The organism is Adlercreutzia sp., from assembly GCF_056795635.1.
Window position 1 is genome coordinate 110507 of sequence record NZ_JBQIIT010000001.1, and the last position, 17881, is coordinate 128387.

A 17881-nucleotide genomic window follows, 5' to 3' on the forward strand; every position below is an offset into this window, starting at 1 on the left:
CTGAACCCCGCCTGGCGGTTGCCAGCAGTTGGGCGGCACAGGCTGGGAGCGCCGGGCTGCCCCTTGCGCCCGGCGGCGCAGAGGCTTAGGGTGCGTCGGGCTGTTTTCAACCGTGAGAGCGAAAGGAGCTCCATGACCCGTTTCATCCAGCAATGCGCCTGCCGCGGCATCCGCCCCACCTCAGTGGCCCCCGAGCGGTTCGCGAGCCGGCCGCACCTCGTGTCGCAGCTGCTGCGCAACCGCCGCGTCGCCCGCTTCCTTGTGGCGCCGACGGGGTTCGGCAAGGCGACGGTGGCCTACGAGTACGCCGAGGTGGTATTCGGCTTCCAGCACGTATTCTGGATCAGCGGCACCTCCCCGTGCTTCCTGCGCGATCTGGACGCCGGCGTGCTCGCCTCCGCTGTGGCGGCGTGCGATCCCGAGGCGTCTCTGGTCGTGCTCGCCGATGTGCCCGTCCTCGACGAAGAGCGGGAGGCGGCCCTCTCGACGGCCGTCGACCGGCTTTTGGAGAGTGGTTGCGAGGTGATCGTCACCTGCGCTCCCGCCGCAGACGGCTGGGCGGCCCTCCAGCGCGACCGCGTGACGGTCGGGGCGGGGGATCTGCTCGTCGACGAGGAGGAGGCGCGGGCTGACGGTCTGGCTCCTTTCCGGCCTGCGGTGGGGCTGCCCTTGGCGATGCGCGTGCCCTGTCTGCGCTGGGGCGAGGAGGGGCAGGCGGCTTTGGTGCGGGGCCTCGCCGCCGAGGAGCTGCCCGCTGAGACGCGCATTGCGCTGTGGGCCGTTCTCGCCATGGGTCGCGGCAGCCGGTCGGATCTGGCCCTGCTCGTGGGCAGCGTCCGCGCGGGGGAGATCTGGGGCTTTTTGGCGCAGCACTACCCCTATACCGGTATCGCGGCGGACGAGGATGCCTTCGACGCCGTGAAGGTGCCCCTTCCGGTGCTGCGGGCCGCCCTGGCCCCCAGTCTCGATGCCCTTGCCCGTGTTCAGGGGCGTTTCGAGCGCGACGAGATGGTGCGTCTGGTGGCCGACCGAATGGTGGCCCGGGGAGCTGGCCGTCGGGCTGCGACGGTGATGGGGGCCTTTGCCAGCCGCGAGGCGGTGTCCGCATGGCTCGGCCGGGCCGGATGGCATCTCTTGTGGGCCGACGGCGGTGCCGAGCTGGAGGAGCTCTATCGGACGGTCTGCCACATCCGAGTGGAGGAGCGGGCCGGGGTGAACGCGATGATGGCCTGGGCTCGGGCCCTGGCCGGGGACGGCCGCCGTGCCATCGAGTTCGCCCGAAAGGCCCTCGGCTCGCCCCAGGCCTCCGACATGGTGCGGGCCGCCGCGGCCCTGGCCGCCTACGGCCAGGGCAATGCCGCGGCGCGACGGGCCATGGCCGAGCCCGTGGAATCGTGGCTTGCCCGCACCGCCCAGGAGCCGACGGGCGGTGCTCACGAGGGGGCGCTGCGCGCACTCGCCTCCGTGGCCCTGGCCGATCGGAGCGGAGAGGACCCCCTCGCTCGCTGGCACGGGATAGCTCGTGAGTTGCTCGACGCCGCCCCGATGGAAGGTGACCTGGAACAGGCCCTGCTCCTGGCTGCCGCCTGGGCCCTGGATGCCGCAGCGTCCACCGGGGCCTTCGAGCCCGGCCGCGAGGATGCCTCTCTGCTTGCGGGAGCCGATCTGGCGGCCCTGGCTTCTTTCGTGGCTGAGTGCGCCGAGCGCGCCGCCGCAGGCGGCAGCTTGGGCCTCGGCGGACGGGAGGCGGCCGCGGCCCTGGAGCGCATCGAGGGCGCCCTCGCCCTCGCGGGCTTGCCAGGCCTGGGGGAGCGGACCCAAGCAGCCCTCGACGAGGCCCGCATCTCCATGGCCCGCTGCGGCCGAGAGACCGCGGCCCCGGCTCGCCCCCGCCGCAGTTCCGCCCCCGTTGGCCCCGGTGCAGACCCCTTCGCCGCCCCCTCCGTTCCCGCCGCCTTCCCGCTCGCCGGTCGCGAGGACGCTTCCGCCGTCTCGTCCTGCGTCGCCGCCGTGCCCCTGGCGCCGCCCCTGCTGCACGTGCGGCTCTTCGGGGCCATGACGGTGTCGGTGGGGGAGACCGACGTGACCGCAGCCCTCAAGTCGCGCCGCCGGGCTCGGCTTCTGCTGGCCCTGCTCGTGCTTCACCGCGGCCGCGAGCTGACGCGGGAGCGCATCGTGGCCATGATGTGGCCCGCCGCCGATCAGCGCACCGGGGCCAAGAGCTTCTACCGGGTGTGGAGCGAGCTGTCCCGCATCCTGGCCGTGGGTGGCCGGTGCCCCTATCTGGTGCGCGACCGCTACGGCTGTCGCCTCGATCCGGCCCTGCTCGTCAGCGACGTGGTCGACTTCGAATCGCTGACCCGGCACCTTCTGTTCGGGCCCGCGACGGGCTCTCTCGCTTGGGAGCAGGTTATTCTCCAACTCCAAGAGACCTTCGATGCGCCGTTGCTGCCGACGGAGGGAGGCTGCGAGACCGTGGGGCAGTTCCGCGACCGATTCGCCACCGAGATGGTGGACGGGCTCGTGGCCGCCTCGTGCCGCCTGCGCCGGGATGGGGAGCCCCAGGGCGCCCTCTGGTTCGCCCGCGAGGCCCTGCGCCGGGACGGCACGCGGGAGGATGTCTACGCCGCCCTCATGCGGGCCCAGATGGTCTCGGATCAGCGCAGCGCCGCTCTGGACACCTTCTTCGCCTGCCGCGACTTTCTCGGCGACTCCCTGGGTCTGGATCCCTCTCCGTCGTTGCAGGCGCTCTACCAATCGCTCCTGGAGGGCGACATGGCCGTGGGGGAACGGAGCGCGATTTCCCATGGTTGACGCAGACGCGGCCCGCGAAAGCGTGTACTATGTTCCCGGGCTGCTTCCCGTCCGGGAATCGGCTGTGTACACGGAAGCGTCCGGCCGCTCGATGGGGTTATGGGCCGGACCTGATTTGAAAGGGGGTGTGCCATGGAGGCCTTCGCTGATGTGGCCCTGCTGTCGCGCGTGCAATTCGCGCTGACGGTGGCCTACCATTTCCTGTTCGTGCCCTTGTCCATCGGGCTCGGGCTCATTCTGGCCATCAACGAGACGCGCTACTATCGCACACGCAGACCCGAGGATGCGGCGGCGACGAAGTTCTGGGTGAAGATCTTCACCGCGACCTTCGCCATCGGCGTAGCCACGGGTATCACCATGGAGTTCTCCTTCGGTACGAACTGGGCGAACTACTCGCGCTTCGTCGGCGACATCTTCGGCGCGCCCTTGGCGGCCGAGGCCCTGCTCGCCTTCTTCCTGGAATCTATGTTCCTGGGCGTGCTGCTGTTCGGCCGCAAGCGCGTGTCGCCGCGGTTCTACATGGTGTCCGCCTGGCTCGTGTGGGCCGGATCCTGCCTGTCGGCCCTGTGGATCCTCATCGCGAACTCCTGGATGCAGACGCCGGCCGGCGCCGAGTTGAACGCCGACGGCACTGAGGCGGTCATCACCGACTTCTTCTCGGCCGCCTTCAACCCGTCCATCTTCGCCCGCTACACCCACACGGTGGACGCCCTGCTCATCATGGGCGCCTTCGTGGCCATGGCCGTGGCCGGCTGGTACATGCTGAAGAAGCGCCACAGCGACTTCGCCATGAAGACCATGCGCATCGCCGCGGTGGTGGGCATCGTCACGTCCTGCGCCATGATCGTGTTCGCCCACGCCTCGGCCGTGGTGGTGTGGGAGGAACAGCCCACCAAGCTCGCCATGATGGAGGGCATGTACGACTCCGAGGTGCCGCCGCTGTACGCCGTGGGCATCGTGGATGAGGAAACCCAGGAGGTCATCGCCCCCTTCGCCATTCCCGGCGGCACGAGTTTTCTGGCCACGGGCAACTTCGACACGGAGTACCCGGGCCTCAACGAGCTGGCCCAGACCGAGGAGTACGGTGATATGGTGGTGGAGGATATGCCGGTGAACCTCGTGTTCCAGAGCTATCACCTCATGGTGGCCATGTACGGCCTCATCATGGTGACGAGCATTCTCGTGCTCGTGTTCACCTTCCGGGGCGGCCGCATCGCCCGTATGCGCTGGCTGCAATGGCTCGCGGTGCTCTCGCCGCTGTGGCCCTTCATCGCCATCCAGACCGGCTGGATCACCGCCGAGGTGGGTCGCCAGCCCTGGGTGGTGTATCCCTCCGTCTCCGGGCCCGAGGGCGTGGCCCTGCTCACCGACGAGGGCATCTCCCTGTCGGTGTCGGCGCCCGAGCTGTGGGTGACCATCGGCCTGTTCGTCGTCGTGTACCTGGTGCTGCTCATCGGTTGGGCCCGCGTGGTGGGCCGCTTCATCAAGGAGGGCCCGGTGGCCGAGGACGGCGATGGCGCCGATAGCTCCGAGGCTTCGCCCGCTTTAGCGGCGGTCGCGGTTGCCGACGGCGTCGTCCTCGCCGAGGGCGATGGGGCCGTGGCCGTCGAGGTGGCCGAGGCGGCCGCCGCGGAGGACGGCGCCGTTGCGAAGGGAGGCGAGTAGGCCATGTTCGAGTTCCTGAGCGTACTGTGGTTCTTCCTCATCTTCGTGCTCATCGCCGGCTACTTCGTGCTGGACGGCTTCGATCTGGGCGTGGGGGCGCTCTCGCCCCTCATCGCCAAGGACGACGAGGAGCGCGCGGTGCTGCGCCGGGCCATCGGGCCGGTGTGGGACGGCAACGAGGTGTGGCTGCTCACGGCCGGCGGCGCCCTGTTCGCAGCGTTCCCCAACGCCTACGCCACCACCTTCTCCGGGTTCTATCTGGCCGTGATGCTCGTGCTGTTCGGCCTCATCGTGCGCGCGGTGTCCTTCGAGTTCCGCGCCGGCGACCCCGGCTGGGCGAAGCTGTGGGACGGCTGCTTCTTCGTGGGTTCGCTGCTGCCGGCCCTGCTGCTGGGCGTGGCCGTGGGCAACATCTTCGCCGGCATTCCCATGGATGCCGCCGGCAACTACGCCGGGGTGCCGCTGCTGGGGCTCATCACGCCCTTCACGCTGCTCACGGGCCTGCTCGGCCTGGTCATGTTCCTGGCCGCCGGTGCGGCGTGGGCGGCTCTGAAGGCCCCGCTGCCCTCCGAGCTGCGCGAGCGGGCACAGCACCTGCGCCTGCCGCTCCAGGTGATCGCCCTGGTGCTGTTCGCCGTGGTGTCGGTGTTCGCCCTGGCTCTCGTGGGCACCGAGATGGACCCGGCCCTGGCGCCGGCGCGCTGGCTGTGCGCGGCGCTGGTCGTGGCGGCCCTGGCGGCCTCCATCGTCTTCGGCCGTCGACCTGACGGCGACCTGAAGGCGTTTCTGGCCCAGTCCGGGGCCATGATCGCGCTGGTGGCGCTTCTGGCCTGCTCGATGTTCCCCGTGCTCGTGAACGCGACCCCTGACTCGGTGGGCCCGGCCATCACCTTGGCCAACGCCGCCTCCTCGGAGCTGTCGCTGTTCTGGATGACCATCATCACCGCCGTGGGCCTGCCTTTGGTGCTGACCTACCACGTCATCATCTACCGCACCTTCCGCGGCCGCGTGAAGCCGGAGGATCTGACGCACTACTAGGCTTTGGGCGCGCTGCCGGGCCTTCGCCTGGGGATCCGATCGGGCGCGTCCTGCGAGCCTTGCGAGCCCGGCAGGCTCTGCGAGCGCTGCAAGAGCTGCGCACCCGGTGGCCTCTGCGAGCCCTGCAAGCGCCGCGAGTGCTGTGGGTTTTGTGGGTCCTGCAAGCCCGGTGACCCTAGCGGAGCCAGGCGTTTCCAAGGGGCCGGAACCTCTCTGGGTTCCGGCCCCTTCTTGCATGCATTTCCGGCAGAATCGCGGGGTTTGGTATGCCAAAAACGAGGGGTTTGGTACCGACATTCGAGAAACCCCAGGTCAGTTTTGGCAAGAATCGGGGATTGGGTACTTTCGGGGATACCCAACCCCCGATTTCTGCCGGTAAAAAGTTGCGGGCTGGGGGTTGGTAGGGGTCGAACGGGAGGAGGTGGGAAGACGGCGACCGATCGGGGCCGTGCGGACGGGGGGATGCGGTGGACATCGTGCGGGTCGGGTGGTGACCGAACGAGTGCGACGGTGGCACGCTACGGGCGGGAGCGTCCTGGCGGCGACCGATCAGGGCCGTGCGGACAGGGGATGCGGTGGGCATCGTGCGGGTCAGATGGCGACCACCCTGCGTGTCACCCGGTGGCGGCCACCCTGTGCGCTGGGGGATGGCCGGCGCGCTGCGAGCGGGAGCGTCCTGGGGCGGGGCGCCCTGGCGGCGACCACCCTGCGTGTCGCCCGGTGGCTGCCACCCCGTGCGCCGGGGGAGGGTGGCCGGAGCGCTGTGGCGGCGGCCACCCCGCGTGTCACCCGGCAGCCCACCCTGTGCGTCGGGACAGGGTGGCCGGGGTACTGTGGGCGGGGGCATCGTGCGGCCGCCCCGCATGGCGGGCGGTGACGGGCTCCCTGCAAACCCTGTGGAATCGGGGGCGGGCGGGGGCCCTTGTGGTAGAGTGGAACGGATTTACGCGCGGGGGGCGCTCGACCCCGGTGGCGCGGCCCGTGCGGGGCCGCGGACGCACCGGAGCGGGCGGCCCGAAGAGACCGACCCGATACCGTAGAGAAAGAAGATGCCACCCATGGGATTTCTCTCCAAACTGCTCACGATGGGCGAGGGCAAGCAGCTGAAGCGCTACCAGGCCACCGTCGACAAGATCAACGGGCTGGAGCCGGCCTTCCAGGCCCTGACCGACGAGGAGCTGGCCGCTAAGACGACCGAGTTCCGCGAGCGCTACGCCGCCGGCGAGACGCTGGACGACCTGCTGCCCGAGGCCTTCGCCGCCGTGCGCGAGGCGTCCGTGCGCACCATCGGCCTGCGCCACTTCGACGTGCAGCTCATCGGCGGTATGGCCTTGAACGAGGGGCAGATCGCCGAGATGAAGACCGGCGAGGGCAAGACGCTCGTGTCCACCCTGGCCGGCTACTTGAACGCCATTCCCGGCCACAACGTGCACATCGTCACCGTGAACGACTACCTGGCCCGCCGCGACTGCGAGTGGATGGGCCAGATCTACCGCTTCCTCGGCATGAAGACCGGCCTCATCCAGAACGGCATGGCCCCGGCGGCGAAGAAGCCCGCCTACGAGGCCGACGTCACCTACGGCACCAACTCCGAGTTCGGCTTCGACTACCTGCGCGACAACATGGTGACCCGCGGCAGCTCCCGGGTGCAGCGCGGCCACCACTTCGCCGTCGTGGACGAGGTGGACTCCATCCTCATCGACGAGGCCCGCACGCCGCTCATCATCTCCGGCGCCGGCACCCAGGCCGCCGACACCTACAAGAAGTTCGCCCGCGTCATGCCCGGGCTCAAGCAGGGCACCGACTTCGACATGGACGAGGCCAAGCGCACCATCAACGCCACGGAGAGCGGCCTGGAGAAGATCGAGGCCATGCTCGGCATCGAGAACATCTACGCCGATCCCTCCGGCCAGCTGGCGAACCACCTCCAGCAGGCCCTGAAGGCCCAGTTCCTGTTCCACCGCGACGTGGACTACGTGGTGATGGACGGCGAGGTGAAGATCGTCGACGAGTTCACCGGCCGCATCATGGAGGGCCGCCGCTACTCCGAGGGCCTGCACCAGGCCCTGGAGGCCAAGGAGCACGTGCTCGTGCGCGAGGAGAACCAGACTCTGGCCACCATCACCCTCCAGAACTACTTCCGCCTCTACGACAAGCTCTCGGGCATGACCGGCACGGCCATGACCGAGGACGCCGAGTTCCGCCAGATCTACAAGCTGCCGGTCATGGCCATCCCGCCGAACAAGCCGGTGGCCCGCAAGGACGAGAACGACCTGGTGTACCGCACGGTGGAGGGGAAGTTCGCCGCCGTGGCCAACGACATTGCCGAGCGCCACGCCGCCGGTCAGCCCTGCCTCATCGGCACCGTGTCCATCGAGAACTCCGAGAAGCTGTCGCGCCTGCTGGACAAGCGCGGCATCCCCCACGAGACCCTGAACGCGAAGCACCACGAGCGCGAGGCCCACATCGTGGCCCAGGCCGGCCGCCTCGGCGCCGTGACCATCGCCACCAACATGGCCGGCCGCGGTACGGACATCCGCCTCGGCGGCGACCCGGACGTGCTGGCCGAGGACATGCTGCGCCAGCGCGGCCTGGACCCGGACGCCGCGCCGCTCACCGACGAGGGGGCCAAGAACCCGGCCTGGCCCACGGCCGAGCAGCGGGCCGCGGCCCTGGCGGCGGCGCGGGCCATCTGCGCCGAGGAGCAGAAGAAGGTGCGGGCCGCCGGCGGCCTGTGCGTCATCGGCACCGAGCGCCACGAGTCCCGCCGCATCGACAACCAGCTGCGCGGCCGTTCCGGCCGTCAGGGCGACCCGGGCGTGACCCAGTTCTACCTGTCTCTGGAAGACGACCTCATGCGCCTGTTCGGCGGCTCGAAGATGGACTCCATCGCCCACATGATGGAGAAGACCAACCAGGAAGACGACATGCCCATCCAGGCGGGCATGGTGTCAAAATCCATCGAGAGCGCCCAGCGCCAGGTGGAATCCATGCACTTCGCCGCCCGCAAGAACGTGCTGGAGTACGACGACGTCATGAACCTCCAGCGCAAGGCCATCTACGAGGAGCGCAACGCCATCCTGGACGGCAAGTCCATGACCGACCGCATCCCCGGCATCATCCGCGACGCTGTGGACGCCATCGTGGGGGAGTGCTGCCCCGAGCGGTCCGCCTCCGACGACTGGGACCTGAAGGCCATCGACCTGTGGGCCGCCAACATGTCCGGCTGCAGCGACTTCGCCGTGGCCAAGGTGAACCACGAGGACGACCCCGAGGCTCTGGCCGACGCCCTCTACGAGTTCTTGGAGTGGATCTACGAGCAGAAGACCCAGCAGCTGGGCAGCGATCTCATGGAGAACCTCTCGGCCCAGGTCATGCTGCGCATCATCGACACCCGCTGGATGGCCCACCTCCAGGAGATGGACTATCTGAAGACCGGCATCGGCCTGCGGGCCTTCGGCCAGCGCGACCCTCTCGTGGAGTACAAGAACGAGGCCTACAACGCCTTCCAGAACCTCACGAGCTCCATGTACGACGACTACCTGCGCACCCTGCTGCGCCTGGAGATCGCCGCGAAGCCCGCGGCCGCGCCCGGCGCCCCCGCGGCCGCCCCGAGCCCTCTGGGGGAGGCCGAGGACCCGCTCGCCCGCAAGATGAGCTACTCCTCGCCCGAGGAGGCCCTGGCCACTTCCGGGGTGCGCGGCCGCCACGCTGCCGCCAACATGCCGGCCGGCGCCCCGCGCCCGGCCCCGAGCAAGCCCCAGACCTTCGTGAAGGACAAGGAAGACCCCTACGCCAACGTGGGCCGCAACGATCCTTGCCCCTGCGGGTCCGGCAAGAAGTTCAAGAAGTGCCACGGCGCGAATTTGTAGTTCCGCCGTTGCTGACGCAACGTCGGGCCTATTGACGCTGCGATTCCGACCGGCACCTGACCTTGCCCCTTGTTTGGGGCGCGGCGTTGGCCCAAGCCAACTTGGCCCCAAGGCGGGGCAATTTCAGGTGCCGGTCGGAACCTCGCTGTCTTCCTTGGGCGAACCTGTGAGTTGGAGATTATGGAACTGAAGGACATACAGAAGGAACTGGAAGGGGCGCGGGGCCGCTTGGCTGATGCGCGGGCCTTCCTGCATATCGACGAGAAGACCGCCGACCTGGCCGCCCTCGACGAGCAGGCGGCATCGCCGGACTTCTGGAACGACGCGGCGGCGGCCCAGGCCGTGAGCAAGCGGGCCTCGAGCCTGCGGGCCACCATCGCCGACTACGAGCGGGCCTGCTCCCTGGCCGACGATGCCGCGACTGCCTGCGAGCTGGCCAGCGACGACGAGGCCTTCGCCGAGGAGGCCGCCCAGGCCGCCTCCGAACTGACCGCCCTGCTCGACCAGCTGGAGATCGAGTCCTGGTTCGCCGGGGAGTTCGACGAGGGCGACGCCATCCTGACCGTGAACCCGGGCCAAGGGGGCCTCGAGGCCCAGGACTGGACCGAGATGCTCTACCAGATGTACGTCCATTACGCCGAGGACAAGGGTTGGAAGGTGACGGTGCTCGATCTGGTGCCCGGCGAGGGCATCGGGCTCGACAAGGCCACGATCCAGATCGAGGGCCGCTACGCCTACGGCATGCTGCGCAGCGAGATCGGCATCCACCGCCTTGTGCGCATTTCCCCCACCGACGCCAAGAAGCGCCGCCAGACCACCTTCGCCTCCGTGGAGGTGCTGCCGGTCATCGCCGACGACATCGAGGTGGATCTGAACCCCGCCGACGTGCGCGTGGACGTGTACCGCTCCTCGGGCCCCGGCGGCCAGTGCGTGAACACCACCGACTCGGCCGTGCGCCTCACCCACGAGCCCACGGGCATCGTGGTCACCTGCCAGAACGAGAAGAGCCAGCTCCAGAACAAGGAGGCGGCCTTCCGGGTGCTGCGCGCCAAGCTCTACGAGCTGGAGGAGCGCAAGCGCCAGGCCGAGATCGATGAGCTGCGCGGCGAGCGCATGGAGAACTCCTTCGGCAGCCAGATCCGCAACTACGTGCTGTTCCCCTACCAGCTGGTGAAGGACCTGCGCAGCGGCGTTGAGACGGGAAATGTGGACGCAGTGCTCGGCGGCGCCCTGGAACCCTTCGTCATCGGGTATCATACGTGGAGAGTATCGAATCAGTAGTCCAAGGGAAAGGCAGGCTATGGATACGGCGCAGCTGGTGGGGAAGGCCACCGACATCCGCAAGGACATTCTGACCATGATCACGGAGGCGGGCAGCGGGCATCCCGGCGGCTCGCTCTCCTGCACCGATATGCTCACGGCGCTGTACTTCGGCGGCGTGCTGGACCACGATCCCGCCGATCCGGCCAAGGTCGGTCGCGATCGCTTCATCCTGGCCAAGGGCCACGGAGCCCCGGCTCTCTACGCCACTTTGGCCCACGCCGGCTATTTCCCTGTCGAGGAACTTGCGAGCCTGCGCAAGCTGGGCACGCGCCTGCAGGGCCACCCCGATTCCAACCTGCTGCCGGGCGTTGAGGTGTCCACCGGCTCCCTCGGCCAGGGACTCTCCGTGGCCGCCGGCCTGGCCGCCGGCCTGCGCCTGACCGGCGAGGCGGGCTGCGTCTTCACCATTCTCGGCGACGGCGAGTGCGAGGAGGGCCAGGTCTGGGAGGCCGCCATGTTCGCCGCCCACCAGCGCCTGGGGCGCCTCATCGCCATCATCGACAACAACGAGCTGCAAATCGACGGCTGCATCCACGACGTGTGCGACCCGGGTGACCTCGGCGAGAAGTTCGCCGCCTTCGGCTGGGACGTGGTGCGCGTCGACGGCCACGACATCGATGCCCTGGTGGCCACCCTCGGCCGCCTGAAGGCCGCGGCCGCCGACGAGGCCGCTCCCGTGGCCGTCATCGCCGCCACGGTGAAGGGCAAGGGCGTCTCCTTCATGGAGAACCAGGCCGGCTGGCACGGCAAGGCGCCCAAGGCAGAGGAGCTGGAAATCGCCCTGGCGGAGCTGTCCGCTGCGGTAGCATAGGAGGTAGGGTACCCATGGTGAAACTCGCAAGCGCTGAGGCTGCGGCCCAGAAGAAGGCCACCCGCGCCGCATTCGGCGCCACCCTGGCGGAGCTGGCCGACGCCGGCGTGCCCGTCGTGGCGGTGGACGCCGACCTGACCGGTTCCACGACTACTAAGAAGCTGGCCGACGCGGGCCATGGCGACCGCCTGTTCAACTGCGGCATCGCCGAGCAGAACATGGTGGACGTGGCCGCGGGCCTGTCCCTGGCCGGCAACGTGGCCTTCACCGGCTCCTTCGCCGTGTTCGGCACCGGCCGCGCCTACGACCAGATCCGCAACACCGTGTGCTATTCCAACCTGAACGTGAAGATCGCCCCCACCCACGCCGGCATCTCCGTGGGCCCCGACGGCGGTTCCCATCAGATGCTCGAGGACGTGTCCCTCATGCGCGGCCTTCCCGGCATGCGCGTGCTCGTGCCTGCCGACTACGCCGCGGCCCGGGCCGCCATCAAGTTGGCCGCCGCCACCCCCGGCCCCGTCTACGTGCGCATGGGACGCGCCGCCGTGCCCTGCGTCTACGACGACGATGTGGAGCTGGAGATCGGCCGCGCCTACGTGCTGCGCGAGGGCTGCGATGTGACCATCGTGGCCAACGGCGTGGAAATTCGCGAGGCGCTCCTGGCCGCCGACGTGCTGGCCGAGCGCGGGGTGTCCGCCGAGGTCATCGACGCCTTCTCCGTGAAGCCCCTCGATGGCGAGACCATCGCGGCCTCGCTGGCGAAGACCCGCTGCGCCGTGGTGGCCGAGGAGCACTCCGTCGTGGGGGGCCTGGGCTCGGCCGTCTGCGAGCTGGCCGCCCAGACGTGCCCGGTGCCCGTGGAGCTGGTGGGCATGCGTGACCGCTTCGGCAAGTCCGGCGAGTTCGACGAGCTGCTGGCCTACTTCGGCCTCGATGCCGCGGCCATTGTTGAAGCTGTGGAAAAGGCGCGGTCGCGAGCGGGCCTCTGCTAGAATTATTCAGTCTCAGTACCTATCAACCTGAACGGAGCAAGCTGTGGCGAATGAACGGAGCCAGGCGAGTCCTGGCCGCACCGGTCGTCACGCCGGGGTCTCCGGCCAGGGCAATCCCCGCACCCGCGCGGCCTCTGCCCACAGCGCCGGCAATCCCAAGGCGTCGATGACCTCGCAGTTGTCCCAGTCCCTTCCCGTGCTGGAAGTGGACGAGATGGCCGCCCCCATGGGGGCCCCGGTCATCACCTTCGACCATGTGACGAAGACCTACCCGGCCCAGCCCAGCAAGCCGGCCCTGCACGACATCACCCTGCAGATCTTCGCCGGGGAGTTCATCTTCCTCGTGGGCCATTCCGGGTCCGGCAAGTCCACCTTCATCCGTCTGCTCACCCGCGAGATCAAGCCCTCCTCGGGCAAGATCTACGTGGCGGACGAGGATTTGACCACCATGCGCAACTGGCGCGTGCCCTACCTGCGCCGCAACATCGGCTGCGTGTTCCAGGACTTCAAGCTCCTGCCGAACAAGACCGTCTTCGAGAACGTGGCCTTCGCCCTGGAGGTAATCGGGAAGAGCCGCCACGTCATCAAGACCCAGGTGCCCGAGGTGCTGCGCCTCGTGGGCCTGTCCGACAAGCTCAACAGCTATCCTGACCAGCTCTCCGGCGGCCAGCAGCAGCGCGTGTCCATCGCCCGCGCCATTGTGAACCGCCCGCCGCTGCTCATCTGCGACGAGCCCACGGGCAACCTGGACCCGCAGACCTCCCGCGGCATCATGGACCTGCTCGAGCGCATCAACCGCACGGGCACGACCGTGCTCGTGGCCACCCACGACCGCGAGATGGTGGACAACATGCGCCGTCGCGTTATCGCGCTCGACCGCGGGCATCTGACCCGCGACCAGGATCGGGGGGTGTACGGTTTCGATGTCTAGCCTGTTCTACTTCTTCAAGGAATCGCTCCAGGGCTTCGCGCGGAACCTCTCCACGACCCTGGGCTCCATCATCACCATCTTCCTGTCGCTGCTCATCATCGGCGTGTTCCTCGTGGGCGGCACCATCGTCGAGCGCCTCGTCTCCTCCATCGAGAGCGAGGTGTCCATCACCGCCTACATCGCCGACGACGCGCCCCAGGAGTCCATCGATGCGGTCATGAACTCCGTGCGCTCCATGGGCGGCGTGGAGAGCGTCGGGTTCACCACCAAGGACCAGGCCCTCGAGAACTTCAAGAGCTCCATGACCACCAACCCGGAGATCATCGAGCAGCTCGACGGCACGAACCCCCTGCCCGCCTCCATCGACGTGAGCCTGTCCGACCCCCAGAAGGTGGACGAGATCGCCTCCGCCATCGAGGGCGACGAGGCCTTCCGCTCCATCTGCGACAACCCCGAGGACCCGGCCGACTCGCTCAAGTACGGCCAGAAGACCGTGGACCGCCTGTTCTCGGTGACGAAGTACGTGCGCTACCTCGGCGTGGCCCTGGTGCTGCTGCTCGTGTTCATCGCGCTCGTGTTCATCAACAACACCATTCGCCTGGCCATCATGGCCCGGCGCAAGGAGATCGCCATCATGCGCCTGGTGGGCGCGTCCAACGGCTTCATCCGCGGGCCCTTCCTCATGGAGGGCGCCCTCCATGCGCTCATCGGCTCGCTGCTGGCCGTCGGCGTGCTGCAGGTGCTGCGCGTCTACGCCATCCCGAAGCTCCAGAGCGCCCTGTCGTTCCTCTCGCTCGATGTGGGCGGCCAGACCTACGCGATGATCTACATCGTGCTCGTGGTGGCCGGCCTCGTCATCGGTCTCATCGGCTCCGCCTTCGCTATGAGGCGTTACCTGAAGGTGTAGCCCGTTCGCCACAACCGCGATCGCCCGCGCGATCCTCCGGCAGAGCCTGGGGATCGCGCTTCGGTTTTTAAGGAGATGTCCATGGCCCGAGAAGACAACGGCCGCCACATTGCCCAAAGCGCCCGGTTCCGGGGCGAGCAGCGCATGGAGCGTGCCACCAACCAGCTGATGTTCCGCGTGTTCATCACCGTGATCCTCGTGGCCGTGGCCTTCTGCGCCGGCTTCGTGCTGCGCAGCCAGACGGCGCTCGTGGCCAGCTGGGGCATTCCCGTGACCGAGGAGGAGGCCGCGAGCCTCTCCCAGGCCGCTGCTCAGGACACCTACGAGTCGGTGAGCGCGCGGGTGGCCGACGTGGAGGACATTCTGGCCACCTACAGCTTGGACAAGGTGGACCTCACCGGGGCCACCTATTCCATGTTGGCCGACATGATGAAGTCCACCGGCGACCCCTACGCCTCCTACTACAACCCCGACCTGTACAACAATTACATCAAGGAATCCACGAGCCGCAGCTACGCCGGCATCGGCGTCATCTTCGCCGACTACAACGGCCGCGCCTACGTGGCCGGGGTCTTCGAGGGCTCCGAGGCCGAGGCCAAGGGCGTGCAGCAGGGCGACTTCGTGAACGCCATCGCCGGGGAGGACACCACGGCCTGGTCCATGACCGAGGTGGTGAACGCCCTGTCCCAGCGGGAGGGGGAGAACGTGTCCGTTACCTGGCTGCGCCCCGCCTCCATCGACGCCCAGACCGGCAGCGAGTTCTCCACGACCCTGGAGTGCAAGGTCTACGAGGAGGCGAACCTCTCCACGGACCTGGTGGGCACCGTGGGCGTCGTGAAGATGCGCCAGGTGACCCAGAACGCCGCCGACCTGGTGCGCCAGGCCATCGAGGGCCTCACGGCCCAGGGGGCCACCTCCTTCGTGCTGGATCTGCGGGACAACCCCGGCGGGTACCTGACCCAGGCCGTGGACGTGGCGGCCCTGTTCGTGCCCTCGGGCGTGCTCGTGCAGATCCAGACCAACGACGGCGTTACTCCCAAGTCGGTGCCCTCGGGCAGCAAGGTGGTCACCGAGGCGCCCGTGGTGGTGCTCGTGAACCAGTACACCGCCGCGGCCGCCGAGGTGCTGGCCGCCGCCCTGCAGGACAACCAGCGGGCCCAGGTGGTGGGGGAGACCTCCCTCGGCAAGGGCTCGGTCCAGGTGGTGCGCGAGCTCGACTTCGGTGGCGCGGTGCGCTACACGGCCGCCTACTACCTCTCGCCCCAGGGGCAGCCCATCGACGGCGTGGGCGTGGTGCCCCAGGTGGGCGTGGCCAATGGCAGCACCGAGGGGGAGGACACCCAGATGCTCGTGGCCGTGGACACGGCCCGCTCTCTCGTGCCGGTCGCCTAGGGGCCGGGAAGGGAGGCTGGCATGGGCAGGCAGAAGAGCCGCGGGCGGCGTGCCACCCGGCGCAAGCCCCAAGCGAATCCCACGGGCGTGCTCCTGTCCCGGGCCGAGGGCTACGGCTTCGTGCGCACGGCGGAGGGGGAGTACTTCATCCCCGCCACGGCTATGGGCGGCGCCTTCGACGGCGATTTGGTGGAAGTGGCGCCCCTGGCCCGCAAGGGGGCCGAGAAGGGGCGCCGGGGCGAGGGCCGCGCCGAGGCCGACGGGGGCGCGGGACGACCCGCGGCCCGGGTGCTTCGGGTGATCGACCGGGCCCACGACACGGTGGTGGGCCGCTACGAGGTGGCCGAGCCCTTCGGCGTGGTGGTGCCGGCCGACCCGCGCATCCCCTACGACGTGTTCACCCTGCGCGCCGACTACCCGGAGGTGCCCGACGGGGCCCTCGTGCGGGTGCGCATCGCCCAGTTCCCCACCCGTCGCACGGCGGCCATGGGCCACATCGAGGAGGTCGTCGCCGAGGAGGCTGAGGGGCCCCGGGCCGGCATCGACCTCATCATCGGCCGTCACAAGCTGGAGACCGTCTTCTCCGAAGGGGCCCTTGCCGAGGCTGAGGCGGCCGTGCTGGACGAGGCCGGGGCGCTCGCGGCCGGCTACCGCGACCTGCGGGACCGCTTCGTGTTCACCATCGACCCGGCCGATGCCAAGGACTTCGACGACGCCCTGTCGGTGGACTACCTGAAGGACGAGGGGCTGTGGCGGCTCGGGGTGCACATCGCCGATGTGTCCCACTATGTGCCCTGGAACTCCTCGGTGGATCTGGATGCCCGGCGCCGGGCCACGAGCGTGTATTTGGCCGACCGGGTGATTCCCATGCTGCCCGAGGCCCTCTCTAACGGCCTGTGCTCCCTGGCGCCGGACGAGGATCGCCGGGCCATGACCTGCGACCTGTTCCTGGACGAGCAGGGGGATGTGGTGCGCTTCGAGCTGTACCCGGCCCTCATCCGCTCCCGGGCGCGGCTGTCCTACGGCGAGGCCGACGAGCTCCTGGCCTCTGCGGCCGCAGCGACCGGGGAGGCGGCCGCCGGGGACGGCGCCCTCGCGGCGCGGCTCGCGGCCGCCTCGAGGATCGCGAAGCGTCGGGAGGCGGCCCGGGCGGCGGCCGGCGGCATCGACTTCGCCACGACCGAGGCCAAGGTGGTGCTCGACGACGCGGGGATGCCCGTGGATATTGCCGTGCGCCGCAAGACCGACGCGACCCGCCTCATCGAGGAGGCCATGATCCTGGCCAACGAGACCGTGGCGGCCTTCCTGGAGGTGAGGGGCTTTCCCTGCCTGTACCGGGTGCACGAGGCCCCCGCGGCCGATGCGCTGGGTTCCCTCATCCCCATCTTCCAGGAGTTCCCCTGGTTCGAGCGCTCCATGGAAGGGCGGCTCGTGGCGGCCGACCCGCGGGCCATCCAGGAGATTCTGGCGGCCAGCGCGGGGCGCAGCGAGGGCGAGCTGGTGAGCTCCCTGCTTCTGCGGGCCATGAAGCGGGCCGTGTACCGACCCGTCAACGACGGCCACTACGGCCTGGCCAGCGAGGTCTACTGCCATTTCACGAGCCCCATTCGCCGCTATCCCGACCTGGTCGTGCACCGCATGCTGCGGGCGGCCCTCACGCGACGCCCCGAGAAGTTCGACCAGGAGGTGGCGGCCCTGCCCTGGATCGCCGAGCACTCCTCGGACATGGAGCGCGTGGCCGACACGGCGGCCCGGGAGTCCCAGGAGCTGAAGATGGTGGAGTACCTGCGGGCCTTTACGGGCCAGGCCTTCTCGGCCGTGGTGTCCGGAGTGGCCAACTGGTGCCTCTACGTGCGCCTCGACTGCACGGCCGAGGGCGTGCTGCCGGTGCGGGCCCTCGGCGAGGAGTACTTCGCCTTCGATCCGGTGCGTTACACGCTCACCGGGGAAGAGAGCGGCCGGTCGTGGCGCCTGGGCCAGCGCATTCCCGTGGTGCTGAAGACGGCCGATCCGGCCACGCGGACTTTGGAGTTCGCCCTGGCCGCAGGACGGTCCTGAGAGTTGCACGGTTTGCAAAGGGGAGGGCCTTCAGCGCATTCTCTGCGAGAATAAGGCGAAGGCCGACCGTGCGAGCCC

11 protein-coding genes are annotated in these 17881 nt (G+C 69.1%); all 11 read left to right on the plus strand.

Going from position 1 to position 17881, the window contains the following annotated elements:
• The first annotated feature begins 132 nt into the window (after positions 1-132).
• The 11 genes from ACTOXK_RS00520 (at position 133) to rnr (ending at position 17803) form a co-directional block, all read left to right on the plus strand.
• Complete coding sequence (locus ACTOXK_RS00520) at positions 133-2814, plus strand: AfsR/SARP family transcriptional regulator (RefSeq protein WP_482277399.1); 2682 nt, start codon at positions 133-135, stop codon at positions 2812-2814.
• Positions 2815-2946: 132 nt separating this feature from the next.
• A complete protein-coding gene (locus ACTOXK_RS00525) occupies positions 2947-4479 on the plus strand; it encodes a cytochrome ubiquinol oxidase subunit I (protein ID WP_482277398.1) in 1533 nt (510 codons plus the stop codon).
• Positions 4480-4482: 3 nt separating this feature from the next.
• Positions 4483-5517 carry a cytochrome d ubiquinol oxidase subunit II gene (cydB, locus tag ACTOXK_RS00530; protein WP_482277397.1) on the plus strand — a complete coding sequence of 345 codons (1035 nt, stop codon included), beginning with the start codon at positions 4483-4485 and terminating at the stop codon, positions 5515-5517.
• Between the two features lie 1058 nt (positions 5518-6575).
• Positions 6576-9389 (plus strand): preprotein translocase subunit SecA, encoded by a 2814-nt coding sequence (gene secA, locus ACTOXK_RS00535; RefSeq protein ID WP_482277396.1) that lies wholly within the window; start codon positions 6576-6578, stop codon positions 9387-9389.
• Positions 9390-9569: 180 nt separating this feature from the next.
• Positions 9570-10670, plus strand: a complete 1101-nt coding sequence (prfB, locus tag ACTOXK_RS00540; RefSeq protein WP_482277395.1) for a peptide chain release factor 2 — start codon at positions 9570-9572, stop codon at positions 10668-10670.
• Between the two features lie 19 nt (positions 10671-10689).
• Entirely contained in the window at positions 10690-11523 is an 834-nt protein-coding gene (locus ACTOXK_RS00545; protein ID WP_482277394.1) for a transketolase, read from the plus strand.
• A 14-nt stretch (positions 11524-11537) separates the two neighbouring features.
• A complete protein-coding gene (locus ACTOXK_RS00550; protein ID WP_482277393.1) occupies positions 11538-12515 on the plus strand; it encodes a transketolase family protein in 978 nt (325 codons plus the stop codon).
• Positions 12516-12558: 43 nt separating this feature from the next.
• On the plus strand, positions 12559-13446 hold the full coding sequence (gene ftsE, locus ACTOXK_RS00555) for a cell division ATP-binding protein FtsE (protein WP_482277392.1): 888 nt from the start codon (positions 12559-12561) through the stop codon (positions 13444-13446).
• The gene (ftsX, locus tag ACTOXK_RS00560; protein ID WP_482277391.1) at positions 13439-14353 is read left to right on the plus strand and encodes a permease-like cell division protein FtsX; all 915 of its coding nucleotides are present in this window, start codon (positions 13439-13441) and stop codon (positions 14351-14353) included. Before ftsE ends, ftsX begins: the two co-directional genes overlap by 8 nt.
• 81 nt (positions 14354-14434) lie before the next feature.
• Positions 14435-15745 carry a S41 family peptidase gene (locus ACTOXK_RS00565; protein ID WP_482277390.1) on the plus strand — a complete coding sequence of 437 codons (1311 nt, stop codon included), beginning with the start codon at positions 14435-14437 and terminating at the stop codon, positions 15743-15745.
• Between the two features lie 21 nt (positions 15746-15766).
• Positions 15767-17803 carry a ribonuclease R gene (rnr, locus tag ACTOXK_RS00570; RefSeq protein WP_482277389.1) on the plus strand — a complete coding sequence of 679 codons (2037 nt, stop codon included), beginning with the start codon at positions 15767-15769 and terminating at the stop codon, positions 17801-17803.
• Positions 17804-17881: the final 78 nt, after the last annotated feature.

Bases quoted from the DNA above. Each gene is read 5' to 3' on its own strand.
- ACTOXK_RS00520 (WP_482277399.1), top strand. From the start codon at position 133: ATGACCCGTTTCATCCAGCAATGCGCCTGCCGCGGCATCCGCCCCACC.
- ACTOXK_RS00525 (WP_482277398.1), top strand. From the start codon at position 2,947: ATGGAGGCCTTCGCTGATGTGGCCCTGCTGTCGCGCGTGCAATTCGCG.
- cydB (WP_482277397.1), top strand. From the start codon at position 4,483: ATGTTCGAGTTCCTGAGCGTACTGTGGTTCTTCCTCATCTTCGTGCTC.
- secA (WP_482277396.1), top strand. From the start codon at position 6,576: ATGGGATTTCTCTCCAAACTGCTCACGATGGGCGAGGGCAAGCAGCTG.
- prfB (WP_482277395.1), top strand. From the start codon at position 9,570: ATGGAACTGAAGGACATACAGAAGGAACTGGAAGGGGCGCGGGGCCGC.
- ACTOXK_RS00545 (WP_482277394.1), top strand. From the start codon at position 10,690: ATGGATACGGCGCAGCTGGTGGGGAAGGCCACCGACATCCGCAAGGAC.
- ACTOXK_RS00550 (WP_482277393.1), top strand. From the start codon at position 11,538: ATGGTGAAACTCGCAAGCGCTGAGGCTGCGGCCCAGAAGAAGGCCACC.
- ftsX (WP_482277391.1), top strand. From the start codon at position 13,439: ATGTCTAGCCTGTTCTACTTCTTCAAGGAATCGCTCCAGGGCTTCGCG.
- ACTOXK_RS00565 (WP_482277390.1), top strand. From the start codon at position 14,435: ATGGCCCGAGAAGACAACGGCCGCCACATTGCCCAAAGCGCCCGGTTC.
- rnr (WP_482277389.1), top strand. From the start codon at position 15,767: ATGGGCAGGCAGAAGAGCCGCGGGCGGCGTGCCACCCGGCGCAAGCCC.